Source organism: Sphingobium sp. EP60837 (genome assembly GCF_001658005.1).
Lineage (GTDB): Bacteria > Pseudomonadota > Alphaproteobacteria > Sphingomonadales > Sphingomonadaceae > Sphingobium > Sphingobium tyrosinilyticum.
In genome coordinates, this window is record NZ_CP015987.1 from 796,400 (window position 1) to 812,672 (window position 16,273).

Here is a 16,273-nt window from a genome sequence, read left to right on the forward strand (position 1 = left end):
GTTTAGGGGAGGTGTGTCGGGGAAGCTGATGTGCTCATCTGCTCCCCTCTCATCCTCTAGGTTCGCGTGGCATATTGAGGGCGCGTTCGGAGATGATGTTGCGTTGGATTTGGTCTGTTCCGGCGTAGATGGTGTCGGATCGGGACATGAGGTACATGGTTGTGAGGCTGTTCATGCGTTCGTCATTGACGCCGATTTCGCCATGTTGGCCCATGACCTCCATGGCGAGTTCGCCGAGCGCGACATGCCAGCGGGACCAGTAGAGTTTGTAGGTATAGGCGGCGCCTGAGAGGGTGGCGCTGGTGTCGCCGTCGGAGAGCATGCGCAGGCCATTGTAGCGCATGATCTTCAAGCCCGCATGGGCGTTGGCGATTTTCTGGCGGATGAGCGGGTCGGTCGCCTTGCCGTTGGCCTTGGCGATGGCGATGATCTCGTCCAGTTCGTTGCGGAAGTGCATTTGCTGGGCGAGGGTGGAGACGCCGCGTTCAAAGCCGAGCAGGGCCATGGCGACCTTCCAGCCTTCGCCTTCCTCGCCGATGCGGTCGATGGCGAGGGCTTCTGCGCCGTCGAAGAAGACCTCGGCGAACTCGGCCTCACCGGTCATCTGGCGGATCGGGCGGGCATCGACCCCGGGCTGGTCCATCGGGACCATGAGGAAGGAGAGGCCCTTGTTGCCGACGCTGCCCGGCGTGGTACGGGCGACCACGAAGCACCAGTCGGCGATCGTCCCCATCGAGGTCCAGATCTTCTGGCCGTCGATGATGTAGCGGTCGCCTTCGAGGCGGGCCTTGGTCTTGACATTGGCAAGGTCTGAGCCTGCGCCCGGTTCGGAATAGCCCTGGCACCAGATCGCCCGGCCACGGGCGATGTCGGGGAGGAAGCGGGCCTTCTGATCCTCATTGCCCAGGGCGATCAGCGTCGGCCCGAGCAATTCGACCCCAAGATGCCCTGCGCGCGGCGGTCCCTTGGCGCGGGCATATTCCTCGGCAAAGATGATCTGCTGCGCGATCGAGGCATTGCGCCCGCCCCATTGCTCGGGCCAGCCCACGACGCTCCAGCGCGCCTCGCCCAGCGCGGCTTCCCAGGCGCGGCGTTCCTCGACATTGTCGATCTGGTTGGTCTGACCGCGGATGGATTGAAAGGGGCCGGCGAGCTGAGCATCGAGCCAGTCGGCGGCTTCCTGGCGGAAGGCTTTCAGTTCAGGGGCGAAGGCAAGCTGCATGGATCAGGCGACCTCGAACAGACCGGCAGCGCCCATGCCACCAGCAACGCACATGGAGACCACGACATATTTGACGCCGCGGCGCTTGCCCTCGATCAGGGCATGGCCGACGAGGCGCGACCCGGTCATGCCGAACGGGTGGCCGATGGCGATGCCGCCGCCATTGACGTTCAATTTTTCAGGATCGATGCCGAGCGTGCGCTGGCAGTAGATCGCCTGGCTGGCGAAGGCTTCGTTGATTTCCCACAGGCCAATGTCGTCGATTTTAAGGCCGGTGCGCTCCAGGAGCTTGGGGATGGCGAACACGGGGCCAATGCCCATTTCATCGGCACCGCAGCCGGCGACCTGGAAGCCGCGATAGACGCCCAGGATCGGCAGCCCTTCCTTCTGTGCAGTGGCGAGGTCCATGACGATCTGGGCCGACGCGCCGTCGGAGAGCTGGCTCGCATTGCCTGCGGTGATGTGCTTGCCTTCCTTGACGACCTGGCCGTTCTTGAACACCGGCTTCAATTCGGAAAGCTTCTCGTAAGTGGTGCCCGCGCGGATGCCCTCGTCCTTGGTCAGGGTCAGTTCTTCCTTGCCGGTCTCATTGCCTTCCTTGTCGAACAGCGCCTTGGTGAGAGTGATCGGCACGATCTCGTCATCGAACTTGCCCGCTTCCTGGGCGGCGGCGGCGCGCTGCTGCGACTGGGCGGCGAAGCGGTCCTGGTCCTCGCGCGAAATACCATAGCGGTCCGCGACGATCTCGGCGGTTTCGATCATCACCATATAGGCGTTGGGATCGCGCGCCTTGATGAATTCCGAGCGGTTGCGGAAGGCGGGATAATGTTTGTCGATGGTGAGCGAGACATTCTCGACGCCGCCCGAGACGGCGCAGTCGATTTCGTCGGCGATGATGCCGCGCGCGGCGAAGGCGAGCGCGTTGAGCCCTGAGGAGCATTTGCGGTCCATCGAGAAGCCCGCGGTCGTGTCGGGGAGGACCGAGCCATGGACGGTGAGGCGCCCGACATTGTAGCTTTGCGTGTTCCACTGGTTGGCGACGCCGAGATAGACGTCATCGACGCGCGCGGGATCGATCCCGGCGCGGGCGATGGCGGCATCGACCACATGGGAGGACATGAAGGGCGCTTCGGTGTCGTTGAAGGCGCCGCGATAGGCTTTGCCGACACCCGTGCGGGCGGTGGAGATGATGGCTGCTTCACGCATGAGTTCAGTCCTTGTCCATTTTTTGTTGACGCATCCTCTATGCGGAAAAGTCCCACCCTTCGACATGGCTCAGGGCAGGCTTTTCCGCCCGATGCTTAAAAGCCGTGCATGTTGGCGGGCCCCCAATAGGCGCGCATTTCGACGACCTCGTTCGCCTCGTTGAAGCGAAAGGTGTCGATGACGTCGATGCGCTTGGCCCCGCCGTCGTAATTGAGGTTAACCGAGAAGGGGAAGACCGCATAGTCGCCTGCGATCCGGACCGGGCCTTCGAGCTTCAATTTCGCGCCGGTCTTCATCGATTCAGCGTAAAAGGCCCGGACCGCCTCGCGGCCGTGATGGATGGGGCTGCCGATGGGGTCTTCAACCGTCGCATCCTGCGCATAGAGGGCGGCGACCTGGTCGGCGCTGCCCGCTTCGAACGCGGCGACATAGGCGTGGACGGCGGCTTCCATCCTGGCGGGATCTGGCATCTTGACAGGATCAGGCATGGGTGTTGCTCCAACTGGACTGGTGGCGAAAAGGCCGGACGCGAGGGCGAGAATGAGTGGGGCGCGCGCGGCCATGCTGTGTCTATTCGGGGAAATAGCGGTTGATGGTATCGACGATACAGGCGGGCTTGGCGCTCGGTTGACCGTCCGGGCCCTCGATCTCGACGGTGACGCGGATCACCGCCTGGATGGCGCCGCCCTTCACTTCCTCGACCGAGACGATCTCGCCCGTCCCGCGGATGCGCGATCCGACGATCACGGGGGAAAGAAAGCGGGTCTTGTCCATGCCGACATTGACCCCTGCGGAAAAGCCGCGGACCTCGACGATCTGGGGCATGAACAGGTTGACGAGGGAGAGGGTGAGATAGCCGTGGGCGATTGTGGCGCCGAACGGACCGTCCTTGGCGCGGACCGGATCGACATGGATCCATTGATGGTCGCCCGTGCAGTCGGCAAAGGCGTCGATGCGCTCCTGCTCGACGCTCAGCCAGTCCGACGTGTCGAGCCTGGTCCCTTCCTTAGCCAGCAGCGCGCGGGGTGTTTCGAAGATGGTCGCCATGGCGGCTCAGGCCCTTTGGCTGGAGACCGCAACGATCTCGCCGGTCATGTAGGAGGAGAGATCAGAGGCGAGGAACATCATGACATTGGCGATTTCCCAAACCTCGGCAGGACGCTTGAAGGCTTCCTTCTCGACGAGCTTGTCGAGCGCTTCCTGGGTGGTCACCTTGGCGAGGAAGGGGTGCATGGCGAGGCTGGGCGAGACCGCATTGATGCGCACGCCATGTTCGGCCGCCTCGATCGCGGCGCAGCGGGTGAAGGCCATGACCCCTGCCTTGGCGGCGGCATAATGGGCCTGGCCCTTTTGCGCGCGCCAGCCCAGCACCGAGGCGTTGTTGACCATGACGCCCGATTTGGCGGCGTACATGCTTGGTAAGAAGGCGCGGGTCATGCGGAAGAGCGAGGTCAAGGTGACGTCGAACACGCGGCTCCACTGCTCGTCGGTCATCTCGACGATATCGACCTCGCCGCCGAGACCGGCATTGTTGATGAGGACGTCGACCTTGCCCAGTTCCTGGAGCGCGGCATCGCGCAAGCCCTGCACGGCCTCTTCGCTGGTGACGTCGCAGACGAACAGGGCGGGACGCGCGCAGCCCACTTCCTCGGCGATGCGGTCGGCCGCTTCATTGAGGCGGCGTTCGTGGAAATCGCTGATGAGGAGCCGCGCCCCTTCTTCCGCGGCGCGCTTGGCGGCGGAGAAACCGATGCCGGTGCCGGCCGCTGCGGTGACGACCACGGTCTTGCCCTTGAGTAGGCCCAGCGGCGTCGGATAAGGCGGCACGGGGGAGGTCGGGGTCATGCGGGGTCCTTCATGGTTGCGGCGGTACTGGCCGCCTGATGGTCTGTGACAAGGATGATCTTGCCGCGCACATGGCCCTCGCGCACGCGCGCCATGGCGGCGGCGGCCTCTGAAAGCGGGAGGGTTTCTAGCGGCGGGGGCGTCATGCGGCCCTGGGCGGTGGCGGCGACGAGCGCTGCAAGATGGGCGGGCGCGCTTTCGAAGCTGGCCGAGGCGCGGATCGCCCGGATGCCCTTGGCGGCAAAGCTGTCCGCATCGGGCAGCGCTTCATTGGGGAGCATGGTTTCGATCGCGACATAGCGGCCGCCGGGACGGATCAGAGCGGCGGGATCGGCAAGGCTGCCCTGGCCGACGGTGTCGAGGAGGAGGTCGACCCCGCCGGGCGCCCATGAGGCGACCTTTTGCGCGACATCCTCCTGGCGATAGTCGATCGGGCAGGCGACGCCGAGCGATGTGAGCAGGTCCTGGTTGGCGGGGCCTGCGGTCGCGGCGATCTGCGCCCCGCATTCCCGCGCGATCTGGATCGCCCAGAGGCCCGTGCCGCCCGATCCGCCATTGATGAGCACGCGCTCGCATGGTTGGAGCTGGCCCTGGGCGAGCAGGGCTTCGCGCGCGGAGATGCCCGGCACCGGGATGGTGGCGGCCTCAACAAAAGAGAGGCTGTCGGGCAGGGCGACGGCCTGGGCGGCGAGGCAGATGGCATAGTCACCCCAAGTCCCGCCGCGCCCCAAGGGCAGGGCGGACATGAAGCCGACGCGCGCGCCGGGCTCGAGGCCCTCCACCCCTTCCCCGGTCGCCACGACCGTGCCCGCGCCGTCAAAGCCGGGTATCAGGGGCAGGAAGGCTTGGGGCAAGAAGGGGAGGAAGCCTGCACAGGCCTTCCAGTCGGCCGGGTTGACGCCCACCGCCGCGATTTGGACCAGCGCTTCGCCTGGGCCAGGCACGGGGACTGGCAGGGCGCGGGCGCGGATCGCCTGCGGCCCTGCAAAGCTGTCCATCGCCATGGCCTGCATGGGGGAGGAGGGGGCGCGGTCGCCCGTCATGCGGCGATCTTGTCTCCATCGAGCAGCAGGGCGGCCAATGCCTCGCGATGTTGATCGGGGGTGCCGAGCCAGCTGGCGCAAGCGCGGGCGCGCTTGAAATAGAGATGGGCGTGATGTTCCCAGGTAAAGCCGATGCCGCCATGGAGCTGGATCGCGTCGCCCGAGACCGAGCGATAGGCGTCGGACACATAGCCGCGCGCGGCATGGGCGGCCTCGGCGAGTTCCTCGCCGTCTTCGTCGATCGCCGCCGCAGCATAATAGGCGGCCGAGCGCGAGGCTTCGACCAGCAGCATCATGTCGGCGAGCATATGCTTATAGGCCTGAAACGAGCCGATGAGGCGGCCGAACTGGACGCGCTGCTTGGCGTAATCGACGGTGGCGTCGAGGCTGTACTGCATGCCGCCGGTCTGTTCAGCGGCGAGTAGGCCAGCGCCGATGGTGAGGGTGCGTTCGATCGCCGCCTTGGCGCTGCCGGGTGCGCCCAGCAGCATGGCGTCCGTGACTTCGCAGTCGAAGGTCAGCGTTGCGAAGCGGCGGGTGCGGTCGAGGCTGGGGAGCGCTTCGATCGTGAGGCCGGGGGTGTCGGCTTCGAGGACGACGAGGCTGTCATCGCCGGTGGCGACGACGATCAGTTCCGCGACATGGCCGAAGGTCACGAAATCGGCCGTGCCGGTGAGGCGGCCGTTCGCCAGGGTAGGGCGGCTTGCCGCGCCGGCGAAACTCGCGCGCGTGCCGGAGGCGAGGCGGGGGAGGAGGCTCGCCTTCTGCTCCTCGCTGCCTGCGCCAAGCACCGCCTGGACCGCCAGCACGGCGGTCTCGAAAAAGGGGACAGGCGCCAGCACCCGGCCGGTTTCCTCGAGCACCAGCGCCATTTCGACCGCGCCCAGGCCCAGGCCGCCCTGCGCCTCAGGGATCATCAGCCCGGCAAAGCCCATTTCGGCAAAGCTCGCCCAGAGCCCTTCGTCAAAGCCGGTGGTCCCTTCGACCGCGGCGCGGATGACCTCGGGGTTGGCGGCATCGGTGAGGAAGTCGCGCGCGGCTTCCTGGATGGCGCGCTGGTCGTCGCTGAGCGCAAAGTCCATCAGGCGGCTCCGTAAACGGGCTTTGCAGGCTCGCGGGTTTCGATGAGCTTGCGCACAATCGCATCCATTTCATGGGCTTCGAGGCGGGCGCCCTTGTCGAAGGCGGGGCTGTCGGTCCAACCTTGCGAGAGGAAGACTTGGCCGCCCTTCAATTCAAACACCTGGCCAGTGACGCCCTTCGACTGTTCGGAGACCAGATAGGCGACCAGCGGCGCCATATTCTCGGGCGCAAAGACGTCGAACTCGCCTTCCTTGGCGTCCATGTCGAACGCCCCGGTCGAGGTCATGCGGGTGCGAGCGTTGGGGGCAAGGGCGTTGGCGGTGATGCCCAGGCGTCCAAGTTCAGCGGCCTGCACCAGGGTCAGCGTAGCGATGCCGCCCTTGGCGGTCGAATAGGCCGACTGGCCAACCGAGCCCTGCAGGCCCGCTCCGCTCGTCGTGTTGATGATGCGTGCATCGACGGGGTTGCCCGCCTTGCTTTGCGCGCGCCAATATTCAGCGGCGTGGCGCGCGGTGCAGAAATGACCGCGCAAATGGACGCGGATGACGGCGTCCCATTCTTCCGGAGAGCAGGTGAAGAACATGCGGTCGCGCACGAAGCCGGCATTGTTGACCACGGCATGGAGGCCTCCGAAGCTGTCGAGCGCCTGTTCGACCATGCGCTTGCCCGATTCCCATTCGGCGACGTCATCGGTGTTCGCGACGGCTTCCCCGCCCATCGCCTTGATCTCGTCCACGACCTGCTCGGCCGCGCCCTTGGTCTCGCCTGCCTCGCCATGGGTGCCAACGCCAAGGTCATTGACCACAACCTTGCAGCCTTGCGCCGCCAGGCCCAGCGCATAGGCTTTGCCCAGGCCATTGCCCGCCCCGGTCACGATCGCAACACGTCCTTCGCAGATACCCACTTGCCTTACTCCTCAAAATGCCTTGCGCGTCATGGTGCGACCGGGATCAGCAGATGCTGGCTCACGTCGCCGATAAGATCGAGCAGCGAATAATCCCGCTGCGAAAAATTCCATATGCCCTCGACCCGGACGAAGGCGTCATGATAGCGGCCTGCGCAGATCGCCTGGAGCGGCAGGTCCGGAGTCGCCTGAAACACGGTATAATAGGAACGGCAGGTGGCCGTGCCTGCCTCTTCGTCCAGCTCGACAATAGGGTTGGTGATGACATGCTTGGTGCGCGGCGTGCCGCAAGGGTAAAGCCGCACATGGGCGCGCCAGAGCGCGAGCATCGGGGCGGCGCCTTCGACCACTTCGCCGCCGCCGGTCTTGACCTTGGCGCGCGCGAACAGCGCGGCGACGCCTTCAAGGTCGCCTGCGTCCATCAGCTCGGCATAGCGGTAGAGGAGGTTGGTGATGGCAAGCGCGCTGCTCATCCCTCGCTCTCCTCGCGCGCCGCCTTGCGCTCGCGCAGCTGCGCGGTCTCGCCCGAAAGGCGCACGGCGATGGCCTCGGACTGGCTGCGCTGCGCCTGCCGCTCTGCGCTGGCTTCGCGCAGCGGCTCCGCCTCGACCAGATCGGTGAGCGCGGCACGGGCGAGCTTCTGATATTCGCCCTCGCCATTGTTGCGCCAGGTGACCTGGTGCGGCTCGAAGCTTTTGACCACCTTAGCCGGGTTGCCCGCGACCAGGCTGCGCGGCGGGGTCACGGTGTCGGACTTCACCAAGCTAAGCGCCGCGACGAGATTTTCATCGCCAATGACGGCATTGTCGAGGATCACCGCATTCATACCGATGAGGCTGTTCTCGCCGATCTCGCAGCCATGGATGATCGAGCCATGGGCGATGGTCGCGCCGCGGCGGATGATGGTGTCGCGCAGCTGGTTGGCGTGCACCGTGACATTGTCCTGGATCGAACTGTCGCCCTCGACGATGATCCGCCCGAAGTCGCCGCGCAGTGAGGCGCCCGGCGCGATGAAGCAGCCCGGCCCCACGATCACGTCGCCGATCAGCGAAGCCAGCGGATGGACGTAGCTCGATGGATCGACGGCGGGAACGATTCCCTGATAGGCATAGCAGGGCATGGGGCGGGCCTTCCTCGGTTACAGCCGCTCGACGATGGTGACGTTGGCCTGGCCGCCACCCTCGCACATTGTTTGGAGGCCATAGCGGCCGCCGGTGCGCTCAAGGGCGTTCAAAAGCGTGGTCATGAGCCGCGCGCCGGTCGCGCCGATCGGGTGGCCAAGCGCGATTGCGCCGCCCTGCACATTGACCTTCTCATGGGGAATGTCGAGTTCCTTCATCCAGGCCATGGTGACGCTGGCAAAGGCCTCGTTGCATTCGAAGAGGTCGATGTCGTTGATCGACATGCCCGCCTTCTTGAGCGCATATTGGGTGGCGGGGATCGGGCCGGTCAGCATCCAGATCGGGTTGGCGGCCCGGACCGAGAGATGATGGATGCGGGCGCGGGGTTTGAGGCCATGCTCCTTTACCGCATTTTCGCTGGCGATGAGCAGCGCAGCGGCCGCGTCGCAATTCTGGCTGGCGACGCCCGCGGTGATGATCCCGCCTTCGCGCACCGGGTTGAGGCTGGCAAGCCCTTCCAGCGTAGTGGTGGGGCGGATCGTCTCGTCACGGCCAAGGCCCTCGAAGGGTGCCACTTCCTTGTCGAACCAGCCATTGTCCCAGGCGGCCTGGGCGCGCTGGTGCGAGGCAAGGGCAAACTCTTCCATGGCCTGGCGGCTGATGCCCCATTTGTCGGCGATCATTTCGGCCGACTTGATCTGGTTGACTTCCTCGTCGCCATAGCGCGCGTCCCAGCCCTTAGCTCCGATGAAGGGGCTGTCGAACCCATATTGGGCGCCGGCGATCATCGCGGCCATGATCGGGATGCGGTTCATCGCCTGGCTGCCGCCTGCGACCACCAGGTCCTGGGTGCCGCTCATCACGCCCTGCGCGGCGAAATGCACCGCCTGCTGCGATGAGCCGCACTGGCGATCGACGGTGACGCCGGGCACTTCTTCAGGCAGGCCCGCCACCAGCCAGGCGGTGCGGCCGATATCGCCCGCCTGGCCGCCGATCGTCTCGGTGCAGCCCCAGACGACGTCCTCGACCTGGGAAGGATCGATGCCGGTGCGCGTCACCAGTTCCTTGATCGGGTGCGCGCCAAGGTCGGCGGGGTGGACATGGGCAAGGCTGCCCTTCTTGCGGCCGACGGGCGTGCGGACGGCGTCGATGATATAGGCTTCAGGCATTGTCGGCTTCCCGTGCGAAGGTCTGGTCCGGCCCCATGGGCTGGGTGAAGATGCGCGTGGCGATGCGCGCGCGGTGATAGGCAGGCGTGCCCCAGCTCTGGGTCAGCGCAAGGGCGCGCTTGAGGAACAGGTGGACGTCCACCTCCCAGCTGTAGCCCATGGCGCCATGCACTTGGATCGAGGCGCGGGCGGCCTTGTCGGCGGCTTCCAGCGCGACGATCTTCGCATGGCTGACGCGGGCGCGGGCTTGAACGTCGCGCGTGCCGATTTCGGCGGCCGCCGCTGCGACCACCGGCTTGGCGAATTCGATCGTCACCTGGGCGGAGGCGAGGTGATGCTTGACCGCCTGGTAGCTGCCGATGGGCTTGCCGAACTGCTGCCGTTCCTTGGCGTAGTCCACGGCCAGATCGACGGCGCGCTGGGCGAGGCCGAGGCCGAAGGCGGCGTTGAAGAGGGACGCGCGGTCAAATGCCAGGTCCCAGTCCGCCTTGCCGAGCGCAGTCGCGTTCTGCGGGCTCCATTCGACCGTGAACAGGCGGCGGAACGGGTCGATGCTGGGCTGGGCGGTCAGCGTCACCTGATCGGGGGTGGCGAGGAAAGCTTCGCCCTCCTGATGCAGTAGGATCGCCGCTGCGCTGTCGGCATTGGCGACGTAGGGGTTGGCGGGATGCGCGATCGCGATCGTCGCGGCGGGATCGGCGAGCAGTGGGTGATCGGGCGCGAGCGCGGCGAGCGTTGGCGCTGCGACGCCTGCGCTTTCGACCAGCGGTTCAGGGAGGACGACATAGCCCGCTTCTTGCGCAATGAGGGCGAAGTCGGATTCGGCAAGCCCGATGCCGCCTGCGTTTTCGGGCAGCAGGACGAGGGTGAGGCCGGTCTCGACGATCGATGCCCAGCGGGCCGGGTCGATGGCCTCGCCCGCCTCCATCATGCGCCGCCAATGATCAGGCGTCGAGCTGTCAGCGAAGAGCGAGCGCGCCGTCTCGGCAAACATCAGCTGTTCGTCGTTGAGGGTGAAATCCATGTCCTATTCCCCCTTAGCGCGGCAGGCCGAGCATGCGCTCGGCGATGATGTTGCGCTGGATCTCGTTCGACCCGGCATAGATGGGCCCGGCGAGCGCGAAGATATAGTCGTCGATCCAATCGACGGGGCTGGCGTCCGGCGCCTCGTGGGTGAGTTCGGCCTGCGGCCCCAGGATCGACAAGGCGGTCTGCGTCAGATGAATGTCCAGTTCCGACCAGAAGATCTTGTTGGTGCTAGCTTCCGGCCCGATCTTCGCTCCCGCCATCAGGCGCGAGGCCGTCTGGTAGATGTTGAGCGCATAGGCGTCGGCATTCATGTGCGCGCGCACGACATCGGCTTCCAGCGCAGGGTCGGCGGTTTCCTTATGCGCCTGCCAAAGCGCCGCCAGCTTCTTCGCCGCCACTTGGTAGCGGGCAGGGGACCGCAGCATGAGCCCACGTTCGAAACCGGCGGTCGCCATGCAGATGTGCCAGCCCTGGCCTTCGTCGCCAAGGCGGTTGAAGGCGGGGACGCGGACATTTTCGAGGAAGATTTCGGCAAAGCCGACATGGCCGTTGATCTTCTTGATTGCGTTCACAGTCACGCCCGGCGCATCCAATGGGAAGAAGATGAGGCTCATCCCCTTGTGCCGCTCGGAGCCCGGCTCGCGGAAGAGGCCAAAGGCCCAGTCGGCGAACACCGCGCGGCTCGACCAGATTTTATGGCCGTTGAGGATATAGTCGTCGCCGTCCCGCGTCGCGGTGGCGCGCACGCCGGCAAGGTCGGAGCCTGCCTGCGGTTCGGACCAGGCCTGCGCCCAGATTTCCTCGCCGCTCGCCATTTTGGGGAGGAAGCGCTGCTTCTGCTCATGGGTGCCGAATTCGATCAGCGTGGGGCCAAGCAGGAAGATGCCGTTCTGGTTGACGCGGCCGGGCGCACCGGCGCGATAATATTCCTCCTCGAAGATCAGCCACTGGATGAGGTCGAGGCCGCGCCCGCCATATTCGCGTGGCCAGGTGACCATGCCCCAGTCGCCCGACTTCAGGGTCTTTTCCCATTGCCGGTGGGCCTCGAACCCTTCGCGGGTCGCGTCGAAATGCTCGAGCGGAGCGGACGGCACATGGGCTTCGAGCCAGGCGCGGACTTCGGCGCGGAACGCCTGCTGCTCGGGAGTGTAGGTGAGATCCATTAGAACTTTGCCGTGCCTTTCCCTTCGGCGAAGGCGTCGCGCGCCTTCTGGCTGTCTTCATGCATGTACATTTCGAGCGTGAAGCCCTGTTCGATGCGGTAATGGGCCGACGGGTCGGTGGGCTCGATCAGATTGAGCGCCTGCTTGGCGATGACGAGCGCCGCGCGGCTCTTGGACGCGATGACCTCGCAGAAAGCATAGGCTTCGTCCTTGAGGCGATCGAGCGGCACGACCTTGTGCACCGATCCATGGCGATGCGCGTCCTCGACCGAGATGCGCCCGCCGGTGAAGAAGTTGGCGCGCACCATCTGGACAGGCAGCATGCGGCTCATGAAGGCCGCGCCCCCCATCGCGCCGCGATCGATCTCGGGCAGCGAGAAATAGGCCCCCTCGGCTGCGATCAGCGCGTCGCAGGCGCCCGCGATATTGACGCCGCCGCCGATGACGAAGCCGTGGAGCGCGCCCACCACCGGGATCTCGCATTCGCGGATCGCCTTGAAGGTGAGATAATTATCCTTGTTGAGCTTTGCGATGCGCTCGGGGTGCGCGGCCATTTCCTTGATGTCGACGCCGCCGCAAAAGCCGCGGCCCTCGGCGCGGATCAGGATGCAGCGCACATCGGGATTGCGCGAGGCTTCCCAGACGAGGCCGGGAATCGATTCCCAGCCCTTAGTGTCGAAGGCGTTGACCGGCGGATGGTCGAACAGGATTTCGGCGATCTTGTCCTTGATCGTGAGTGTAATCGGCATGTCTTGTCCTTTTTCCTCAGGCCCGCTCCTCAGGCCGCGCTGGCGGCCTCGCGGCCGAGGCCCGCGAGGACGGCAAGGCGCTCATGCGCTTCGGCAACGATGCGATCGACCAGTTCCTGGCAGCTCGGGATCTCGCCGATGCGGCCGCCGACCACGCCGGTCGCCATCACGCCATGTTCGATGTCGCCATCGACGACGGCCTTTTGGATCAGCATCGGCATGGTCGCGGCCATCATTGCCTGTTTCAAGGGCACCTGGCCATGACCGGTCATGCCCTTGGCCGACTTGATCATGTCGATCCAGCTTGCCCCGCTCAGCTTCTTCATCGCCGCGCTTGCCTCGATCGCGCGCAGCCACATGCCCAGCTTTCCGGACTTCTCGATCTTGTCCATGAGGCGGGTGCGCACCATCCGCTGCGGGATGCCGTCGAGCTTGGTGGTGACGATGATGCCGTCGGTCGTCGCCTTGAGATAGGCCGTCTTGGTCGTGTCAGGCACCGGGCTTTCCTTGGTGAGGAGGAAGCGCGTGCCCATGGCGATGCCTACCGCGCCATAGGCCATGGCCGCTGCAAGGCCGCGCCCGTCGGCAAAGCCGCCGCTGGCGATCACCGGCACCTTGACGGCGTCGAGCACCTGGGGGAGCAGTACGGTGGTGGGGACAGAGCCGGTATGCCCGCCGCCTTCGCCGCCCTGGACATTGACCATGTCAACGCCCAGTTCCACCATCTTCTGCGCATGCTTGACCGCGCCGACGGTCGGGACGCAGAGGATCCCCGCATCCTTGAACCGGCCGATCATCTTGGCATTGGGGCCGCGCCCGAAGCTGACCGCGCGCACCTGATCCTTGTTGGCGAGGATCAGCTCGACAATCTGGTCGGCGCCAGGCTGGAAGCTGTGGAAATTGACGCCGAAGGGCTTGTCCGTGCCCTGGCGCACAGCCAAGATCTTCTCACGCGCCTCTCGCGGAGTCATGACGGCAGCGCCCAGGAAACCGAAGGCGCCCGCATTGCTCGAGCCGATGACCAACGAAGGTTCGGCAACCCAGCCCATGGCAGTCTGGATGATCGGCCAGCGGCAGCCAAGCCGCTCGGTCAATATCGTGTGCAGCGGATCGCCCATCATTCGCTCGCCTGTTTCTTATTGGCCTCTGCCATCTTCTTGGCGTCGAGCCCTGCGATCGAACTGCCTTGGGTGAGGTCGTTCTGCGCATGGGCGAAATGGTGCATATGATATTGCGCCTCCATTGCGTTCCTCTTGCCCATCAGTTCCTCGACATGGTTGATCGCCTGCTTGGTGAGCCAGTTGCCCAGGCGCGGCTGCGCCACCAGCTTGGCCGCCATCGCTGCGACCGTTTCGCGCAGCGCCTCGCGCGAGACGATCTTGTTGACCATGCCGAACTGCTCGGCCCGCTGCGCGCTCATCCGCTCGCCCAAGAGCAGGAACTCCTTGGCGACGCGCGGGGGGAGTTCATAGGCATGGGCGAAATATTCAACGCCCGGGATGCCCATGCGGTTGACTGGGTCCTGGAAGAAGGCGTCGTCGGTGGCGACGATGAGGTCGCATACCCAGGCGAGCATGAGGCCGCCCGCGACGCAGGCCCCCTGCACCATGGCGATGGTGGGCTTTGGCGCGTCGCGCCAGCGGCGGCACATGCCGACATATTGCTCCTTCTCGCGCGTGTAGAGCAATTCGGCCGCGGGTTTGTTGACATGGCCCGGCACCAGTAGCCGGTTCTCGAAATGCTTGTGCAGATCGCGGCCGGGCGTGCCGATGTCATGCCCGGCCGAGAAATGCTTGCCGTTGCCGCCCAGCACGATCGCGCGCACATCGTCATCGTTCGTCGCCTTCACAAAGGCGTCGTCGAGCGCATAGGTCATCTGGCCGTTCTGGGCATTGTTGAAGCCCGGCCGGTTCATCATGATCCATGCGACATGATCGATCACCTCATAGGTGACCGGCTCATCCGTCTCGTAAACAATGTCGACCTGCTGCGGTTCGACCAGGCGATCGGTCTCGTTCATCTTCAGGCTGCCCTTCTGTCTCCGGCCGGATTGTCCTTGAACACGGTAGCACGGACGTTGTTGGGATCGATCTTGGCGATCAGTTCCAGCTGCTCCGCCGTGGGCGCGGGGGTGGTGGGGATGTCGTCCGAAATCTTCGCCAGCGGGAAGCCGCTATTATCCTGCACCTCCTCGAAGGTGACGCCCGGATGCAGCGAGATCACGCGGATCTGGTGACCGGGGCCGCCGAAATCCATCACGCATAAATTGGTGATAATGCGGCGCAGGTCCAGGCCCTGCGGCGGCCCGCCATTGCGGTAGCGCGCCGGGTTGTAGCCCGCCATGCAGACGAAATCGACTTCGCCTTCCACGAACGCGCGCTTGTTGTGGTTGGGGAAGAAGAAGCTGTTGGGATGGCTGATCGAGTTGCCGGGGAAGCCGCGCGCGCCCAGCATCGCCGCCTTGGGCTTCTTGTGGTCGCCGATGACGGAGATATTGGCCTGGCCATAGCGATCGATCTGCACCGGGCCGACGAGCGCATGCCGCTTGCCGCTCCAGAGCGCGGAGAAGACGCGGTCATAATTGGCGATGCCTTCGAACTCGGGCTCTACGGCGCGCTTGCCCGGGCCGACCGGCGCACTGGTGTACCAGGCTTCGCCATCGGTAGTCTGGATGGCGGGCGCGAAGCTCAATTTCGCAAGGCCAGCGCCGATGCGGGGCAGGGGGCCGATGCCGGTCGCCATCACCTCGCCATCGTCGCGCCAGACTTCGGCGCAGGCGGCGATGACGAGTTCAGCGAGCGAATAGCTATTCTGGGTCATGTCTGTCTCGCTCTTAGTAAATGGGGACGGGAAGCTGTTTGACGGCCTCTTGTCCGCCGATCGACGCTTGATAGTCCGCTTCGGACACATCGACATATTTCGCCTTATACTCGGCCCAGGCTTCGGGCGAGGCGGCGCTTTCGACATAGGTCTTGATGTGCTTCAAATCGAGCTGATAGTCCGGATCGGCGCTCGAGGGATGGGCGCCGAGCGGTGCTTCCGCCACGCCGGTGATCATCGCGCGCTCGACCAGATTGTAGCGGCTGTTCTTCTTCATATCGAGCTCAGCCGTCGGCACGATCTTTTCGACCGTGGCGAAGCTCTTCTTGGCGGCGCGCACCAGCAGCTCATCGAAGATCGGATCGACCGAGAGGGTGAGCAGGTTGCCGCGTTCGTCCGAACGGTGGGCGTGGATGAGCGCGATGTCGGGGACGAGCGCGGGCATGGCGACGAATTCCTCGCCATCTTCATAGGGGCTCTTCACAAATTTGAAGTCGAAGCCCGACTGGTTGATGATGTCGGTGCCGATGCCCACGCGCGTGGGCAGGAAGGGCAGCTTCATCGCGGCTGCGCGCAGGCCCCAATGATACATGCCCTCATCCAGCTCGAGCACCTCGAAGGCGCCGGCCTGGCGGGCGTTGCGGAAATGCGGCTCGAGCGGATAATGGTCGAGGCTGGCAAAGGCGAAGACGAGCTTTTTGATCTTGCCGGTGGCGGCGAGCAGGCCGATGTCCATGCCGCCATAGCCGGCCATCACCGTCAGGTCCTTGAGATTGGACCGGGCGATGGCGCGGATGAGCGCCATGGGCTTGCGGCGGGTGGCCCATCCGCCGATGCCGATGGTCATTCCGTCGGAAATCTGGTCGACGATGTCGTCCACCGTCATGCGCTTGTCGAGCATAGTTTCAGTCATCCTTTG

Annotated in this window: 18 protein-coding genes; all 18 read right to left on the bottom strand. The window is 65.1% G+C overall.

Annotation, left to right across the window (positions count from 1 at the left end):
- Positions 1-49: 49 nt before the first annotated feature.
- Positions 50-1,222: an acyl-CoA dehydrogenase family protein gene (locus EP837_RS16570; RefSeq protein ID WP_066531035.1), complete on the bottom strand. Its 1,173-nt coding sequence runs from the start codon at positions 1,220-1,222 to the stop codon at positions 50-52.
- Positions 1,223-1,225: 3 nt separating this feature from the next.
- A complete protein-coding gene (locus EP837_RS16575; RefSeq protein WP_066531036.1) occupies positions 1,226-2,428 on the bottom strand; it encodes an acetyl-CoA C-acyltransferase in 1,203 nt (400 codons plus the stop codon).
- 95 nt (positions 2,429-2,523) lie between these two features.
- Entirely contained in the window at positions 2,524-2,916 is a 393-nt protein-coding gene (locus EP837_RS16580; protein WP_225870624.1) for a nuclear transport factor 2 family protein, read from the bottom strand.
- 82 nt (positions 2,917-2,998) lie between these two features.
- The gene (locus tag EP837_RS16585) at positions 2,999-3,475 is read right to left on the bottom strand and encodes a MaoC family dehydratase (protein WP_066531039.1); all 477 of its coding nucleotides are present in this window, start codon (positions 3,473-3,475) and stop codon (positions 2,999-3,001) included.
- A 6-nt stretch (positions 3,476-3,481) separates the two neighbouring features.
- Complete coding sequence (locus EP837_RS16590) at positions 3,482-4,273, bottom strand: SDR family oxidoreductase (RefSeq protein ID WP_066531041.1); 792 nt, start codon at positions 4,271-4,273, stop codon at positions 3,482-3,484.
- Positions 4,270-5,316 (bottom strand): NADP-dependent oxidoreductase, encoded by a 1,047-nt coding sequence (locus tag EP837_RS16595; protein ID WP_082919762.1) that lies wholly within the window; start codon positions 5,314-5,316, stop codon positions 4,270-4,272. Before EP837_RS16595 ends, EP837_RS16590 begins: the two co-directional genes overlap by 4 nt.
- Entirely contained in the window at positions 5,313-6,398 is a 1,086-nt protein-coding gene (locus EP837_RS16600) for an acyl-CoA dehydrogenase family protein (RefSeq protein WP_066531043.1), read from the bottom strand. Before EP837_RS16600 ends, EP837_RS16595 begins: the two co-directional genes overlap by 4 nt.
- Positions 6,398-7,303, bottom strand: a complete 906-nt coding sequence (locus tag EP837_RS16605) for an SDR family oxidoreductase (RefSeq protein WP_066531045.1) — start codon at positions 7,301-7,303, stop codon at positions 6,398-6,400. Before EP837_RS16605 ends, EP837_RS16600 begins: the two co-directional genes overlap by 1 nt.
- A gap of 29 nt (positions 7,304-7,332) precedes the next feature.
- Positions 7,333-7,776, bottom strand: a complete 444-nt coding sequence (locus EP837_RS16610) for a nuclear transport factor 2 family protein (RefSeq protein WP_066531047.1) — start codon at positions 7,774-7,776, stop codon at positions 7,333-7,335.
- Entirely contained in the window at positions 7,773-8,423 is a 651-nt protein-coding gene (locus tag EP837_RS16615; RefSeq protein ID WP_066531051.1) for a gamma carbonic anhydrase family protein, read from the bottom strand. The genes EP837_RS16610 and EP837_RS16615 overlap by 4 nt, the downstream gene beginning before the upstream one ends.
- Positions 8,424-8,441: 18 nt before the next feature.
- The gene (locus EP837_RS16620) at positions 8,442-9,593 is read right to left on the bottom strand and encodes an acetyl-CoA C-acetyltransferase (protein WP_066531054.1); all 1,152 of its coding nucleotides are present in this window, start codon (positions 9,591-9,593) and stop codon (positions 8,442-8,444) included.
- Entirely contained in the window at positions 9,586-10,617 is a 1,032-nt protein-coding gene (locus tag EP837_RS16625; protein ID WP_066531055.1) for an acyl-CoA dehydrogenase family protein, read from the bottom strand. Before EP837_RS16625 ends, EP837_RS16620 begins: the two co-directional genes overlap by 8 nt.
- Positions 10,618-10,630: 13 nt before the next feature.
- A complete protein-coding gene (locus EP837_RS16630) occupies positions 10,631-11,785 on the bottom strand; it encodes an acyl-CoA dehydrogenase (protein ID WP_066531056.1) in 1,155 nt (384 codons plus the stop codon).
- Complete coding sequence (locus tag EP837_RS16635; RefSeq protein ID WP_066531057.1) at positions 11,785-12,534, bottom strand: enoyl-CoA hydratase family protein; 750 nt, start codon at positions 12,532-12,534, stop codon at positions 11,785-11,787. The genes EP837_RS16630 and EP837_RS16635 overlap by 1 nt, the downstream gene beginning before the upstream one ends.
- Positions 12,535-12,563: 29 nt before the next feature.
- On the bottom strand, positions 12,564-13,652 hold the full coding sequence (locus EP837_RS16640) for an NAD(P)H-dependent flavin oxidoreductase (RefSeq protein ID WP_066531059.1): 1,089 nt from the start codon (positions 13,650-13,652) through the stop codon (positions 12,564-12,566).
- A complete protein-coding gene (locus EP837_RS16645) occupies positions 13,652-14,554 on the bottom strand; it encodes an enoyl-CoA hydratase (protein ID WP_066531060.1) in 903 nt (300 codons plus the stop codon). The genes EP837_RS16640 and EP837_RS16645 overlap by 1 nt, the downstream gene beginning before the upstream one ends.
- Before the next feature lie 2 nt (positions 14,555-14,556).
- Positions 14,557-15,354 carry a CoA-transferase subunit beta gene (locus EP837_RS16650; protein ID WP_066531062.1) on the bottom strand — a complete coding sequence of 266 codons (798 nt, stop codon included), beginning with the start codon at positions 15,352-15,354 and terminating at the stop codon, positions 14,557-14,559.
- Positions 15,355-15,367: 13 nt separating this feature from the next.
- Positions 15,368-16,267 (bottom strand): CoA transferase subunit A, encoded by a 900-nt coding sequence (locus tag EP837_RS16655; protein ID WP_066531067.1) that lies wholly within the window; start codon positions 16,265-16,267, stop codon positions 15,368-15,370.
- Between the last annotated feature and the right edge of the window lie 6 nt (positions 16,268-16,273).

Bases quoted from the DNA above. Each gene is read 5' to 3' on its own strand.
- EP837_RS16575 (WP_066531036.1), bottom strand. From the start codon at position 2,428: ATGCGTGAAGCAGCCATCATCTCCACCGCCCGCACGGGTGTCGGCAAA.
- EP837_RS16625 (WP_066531055.1), bottom strand. From the start codon at position 10,617: ATGGATTTCACCCTCAACGACGAACAGCTGATGTTTGCCGAGACGGCG.
- EP837_RS16640 (WP_066531059.1), bottom strand. From the start codon at position 13,652: ATGGGCGATCCGCTGCACACGATATTGACCGAGCGGCTTGGCTGCCGC.
- EP837_RS16635 (WP_066531057.1), bottom strand. From the start codon at position 12,534: ATGCCGATTACACTCACGATCAAGGACAAGATCGCCGAAATCCTGTTC.
- EP837_RS16620 (WP_066531054.1), bottom strand. From the start codon at position 9,593: ATGCCTGAAGCCTATATCATCGACGCCGTCCGCACGCCCGTCGGCCGC.
- EP837_RS16600 (WP_066531043.1), bottom strand. From the start codon at position 6,398: ATGGACTTTGCGCTCAGCGACGACCAGCGCGCCATCCAGGAAGCCGCG.
- EP837_RS16570 (WP_066531035.1), bottom strand. From the start codon at position 1,222: ATGCAGCTTGCCTTCGCCCCTGAACTGAAAGCCTTCCGCCAGGAAGCC.
- EP837_RS16615 (WP_066531051.1), bottom strand. From the start codon at position 8,423: ATGCCCTGCTATGCCTATCAGGGAATCGTTCCCGCCGTCGATCCATCG.
- EP837_RS16630 (WP_066531056.1), bottom strand. From the start codon at position 11,785: ATGGATCTCACCTACACTCCCGAGCAGCAGGCGTTCCGCGCCGAAGTC.
- EP837_RS16645 (WP_066531060.1), bottom strand. From the start codon at position 14,554: ATGAACGAGACCGATCGCCTGGTCGAACCGCAGCAGGTCGACATTGTT.
- EP837_RS16595 (WP_082919762.1), bottom strand. From the start codon at position 5,316: ATGACGGGCGACCGCGCCCCCTCCTCCCCCATGCAGGCCATGGCGATG.
- EP837_RS16610 (WP_066531047.1), bottom strand. From the start codon at position 7,776: ATGAGCAGCGCGCTTGCCATCACCAACCTCCTCTACCGCTATGCCGAG.
- EP837_RS16655 (WP_066531067.1), bottom strand. From the start codon at position 16,267: ATGACTGAAACTATGCTCGACAAGCGCATGACGGTGGACGACATCGTC.
- EP837_RS16585 (WP_066531039.1), bottom strand. From the start codon at position 3,475: ATGGCGACCATCTTCGAAACACCCCGCGCGCTGCTGGCTAAGGAAGGG.
- EP837_RS16650 (WP_066531062.1), bottom strand. From the start codon at position 15,354: ATGACCCAGAATAGCTATTCGCTCGCTGAACTCGTCATCGCCGCCTGC.
- EP837_RS16590 (WP_066531041.1), bottom strand. From the start codon at position 4,273: ATGACCCCGACCTCCCCCGTGCCGCCTTATCCGACGCCGCTGGGCCTA.
- EP837_RS16580 (WP_225870624.1), bottom strand. From the start codon at position 2,916: ATGCCTGATCCTGTCAAGATGCCAGATCCCGCCAGGATGGAAGCCGCC.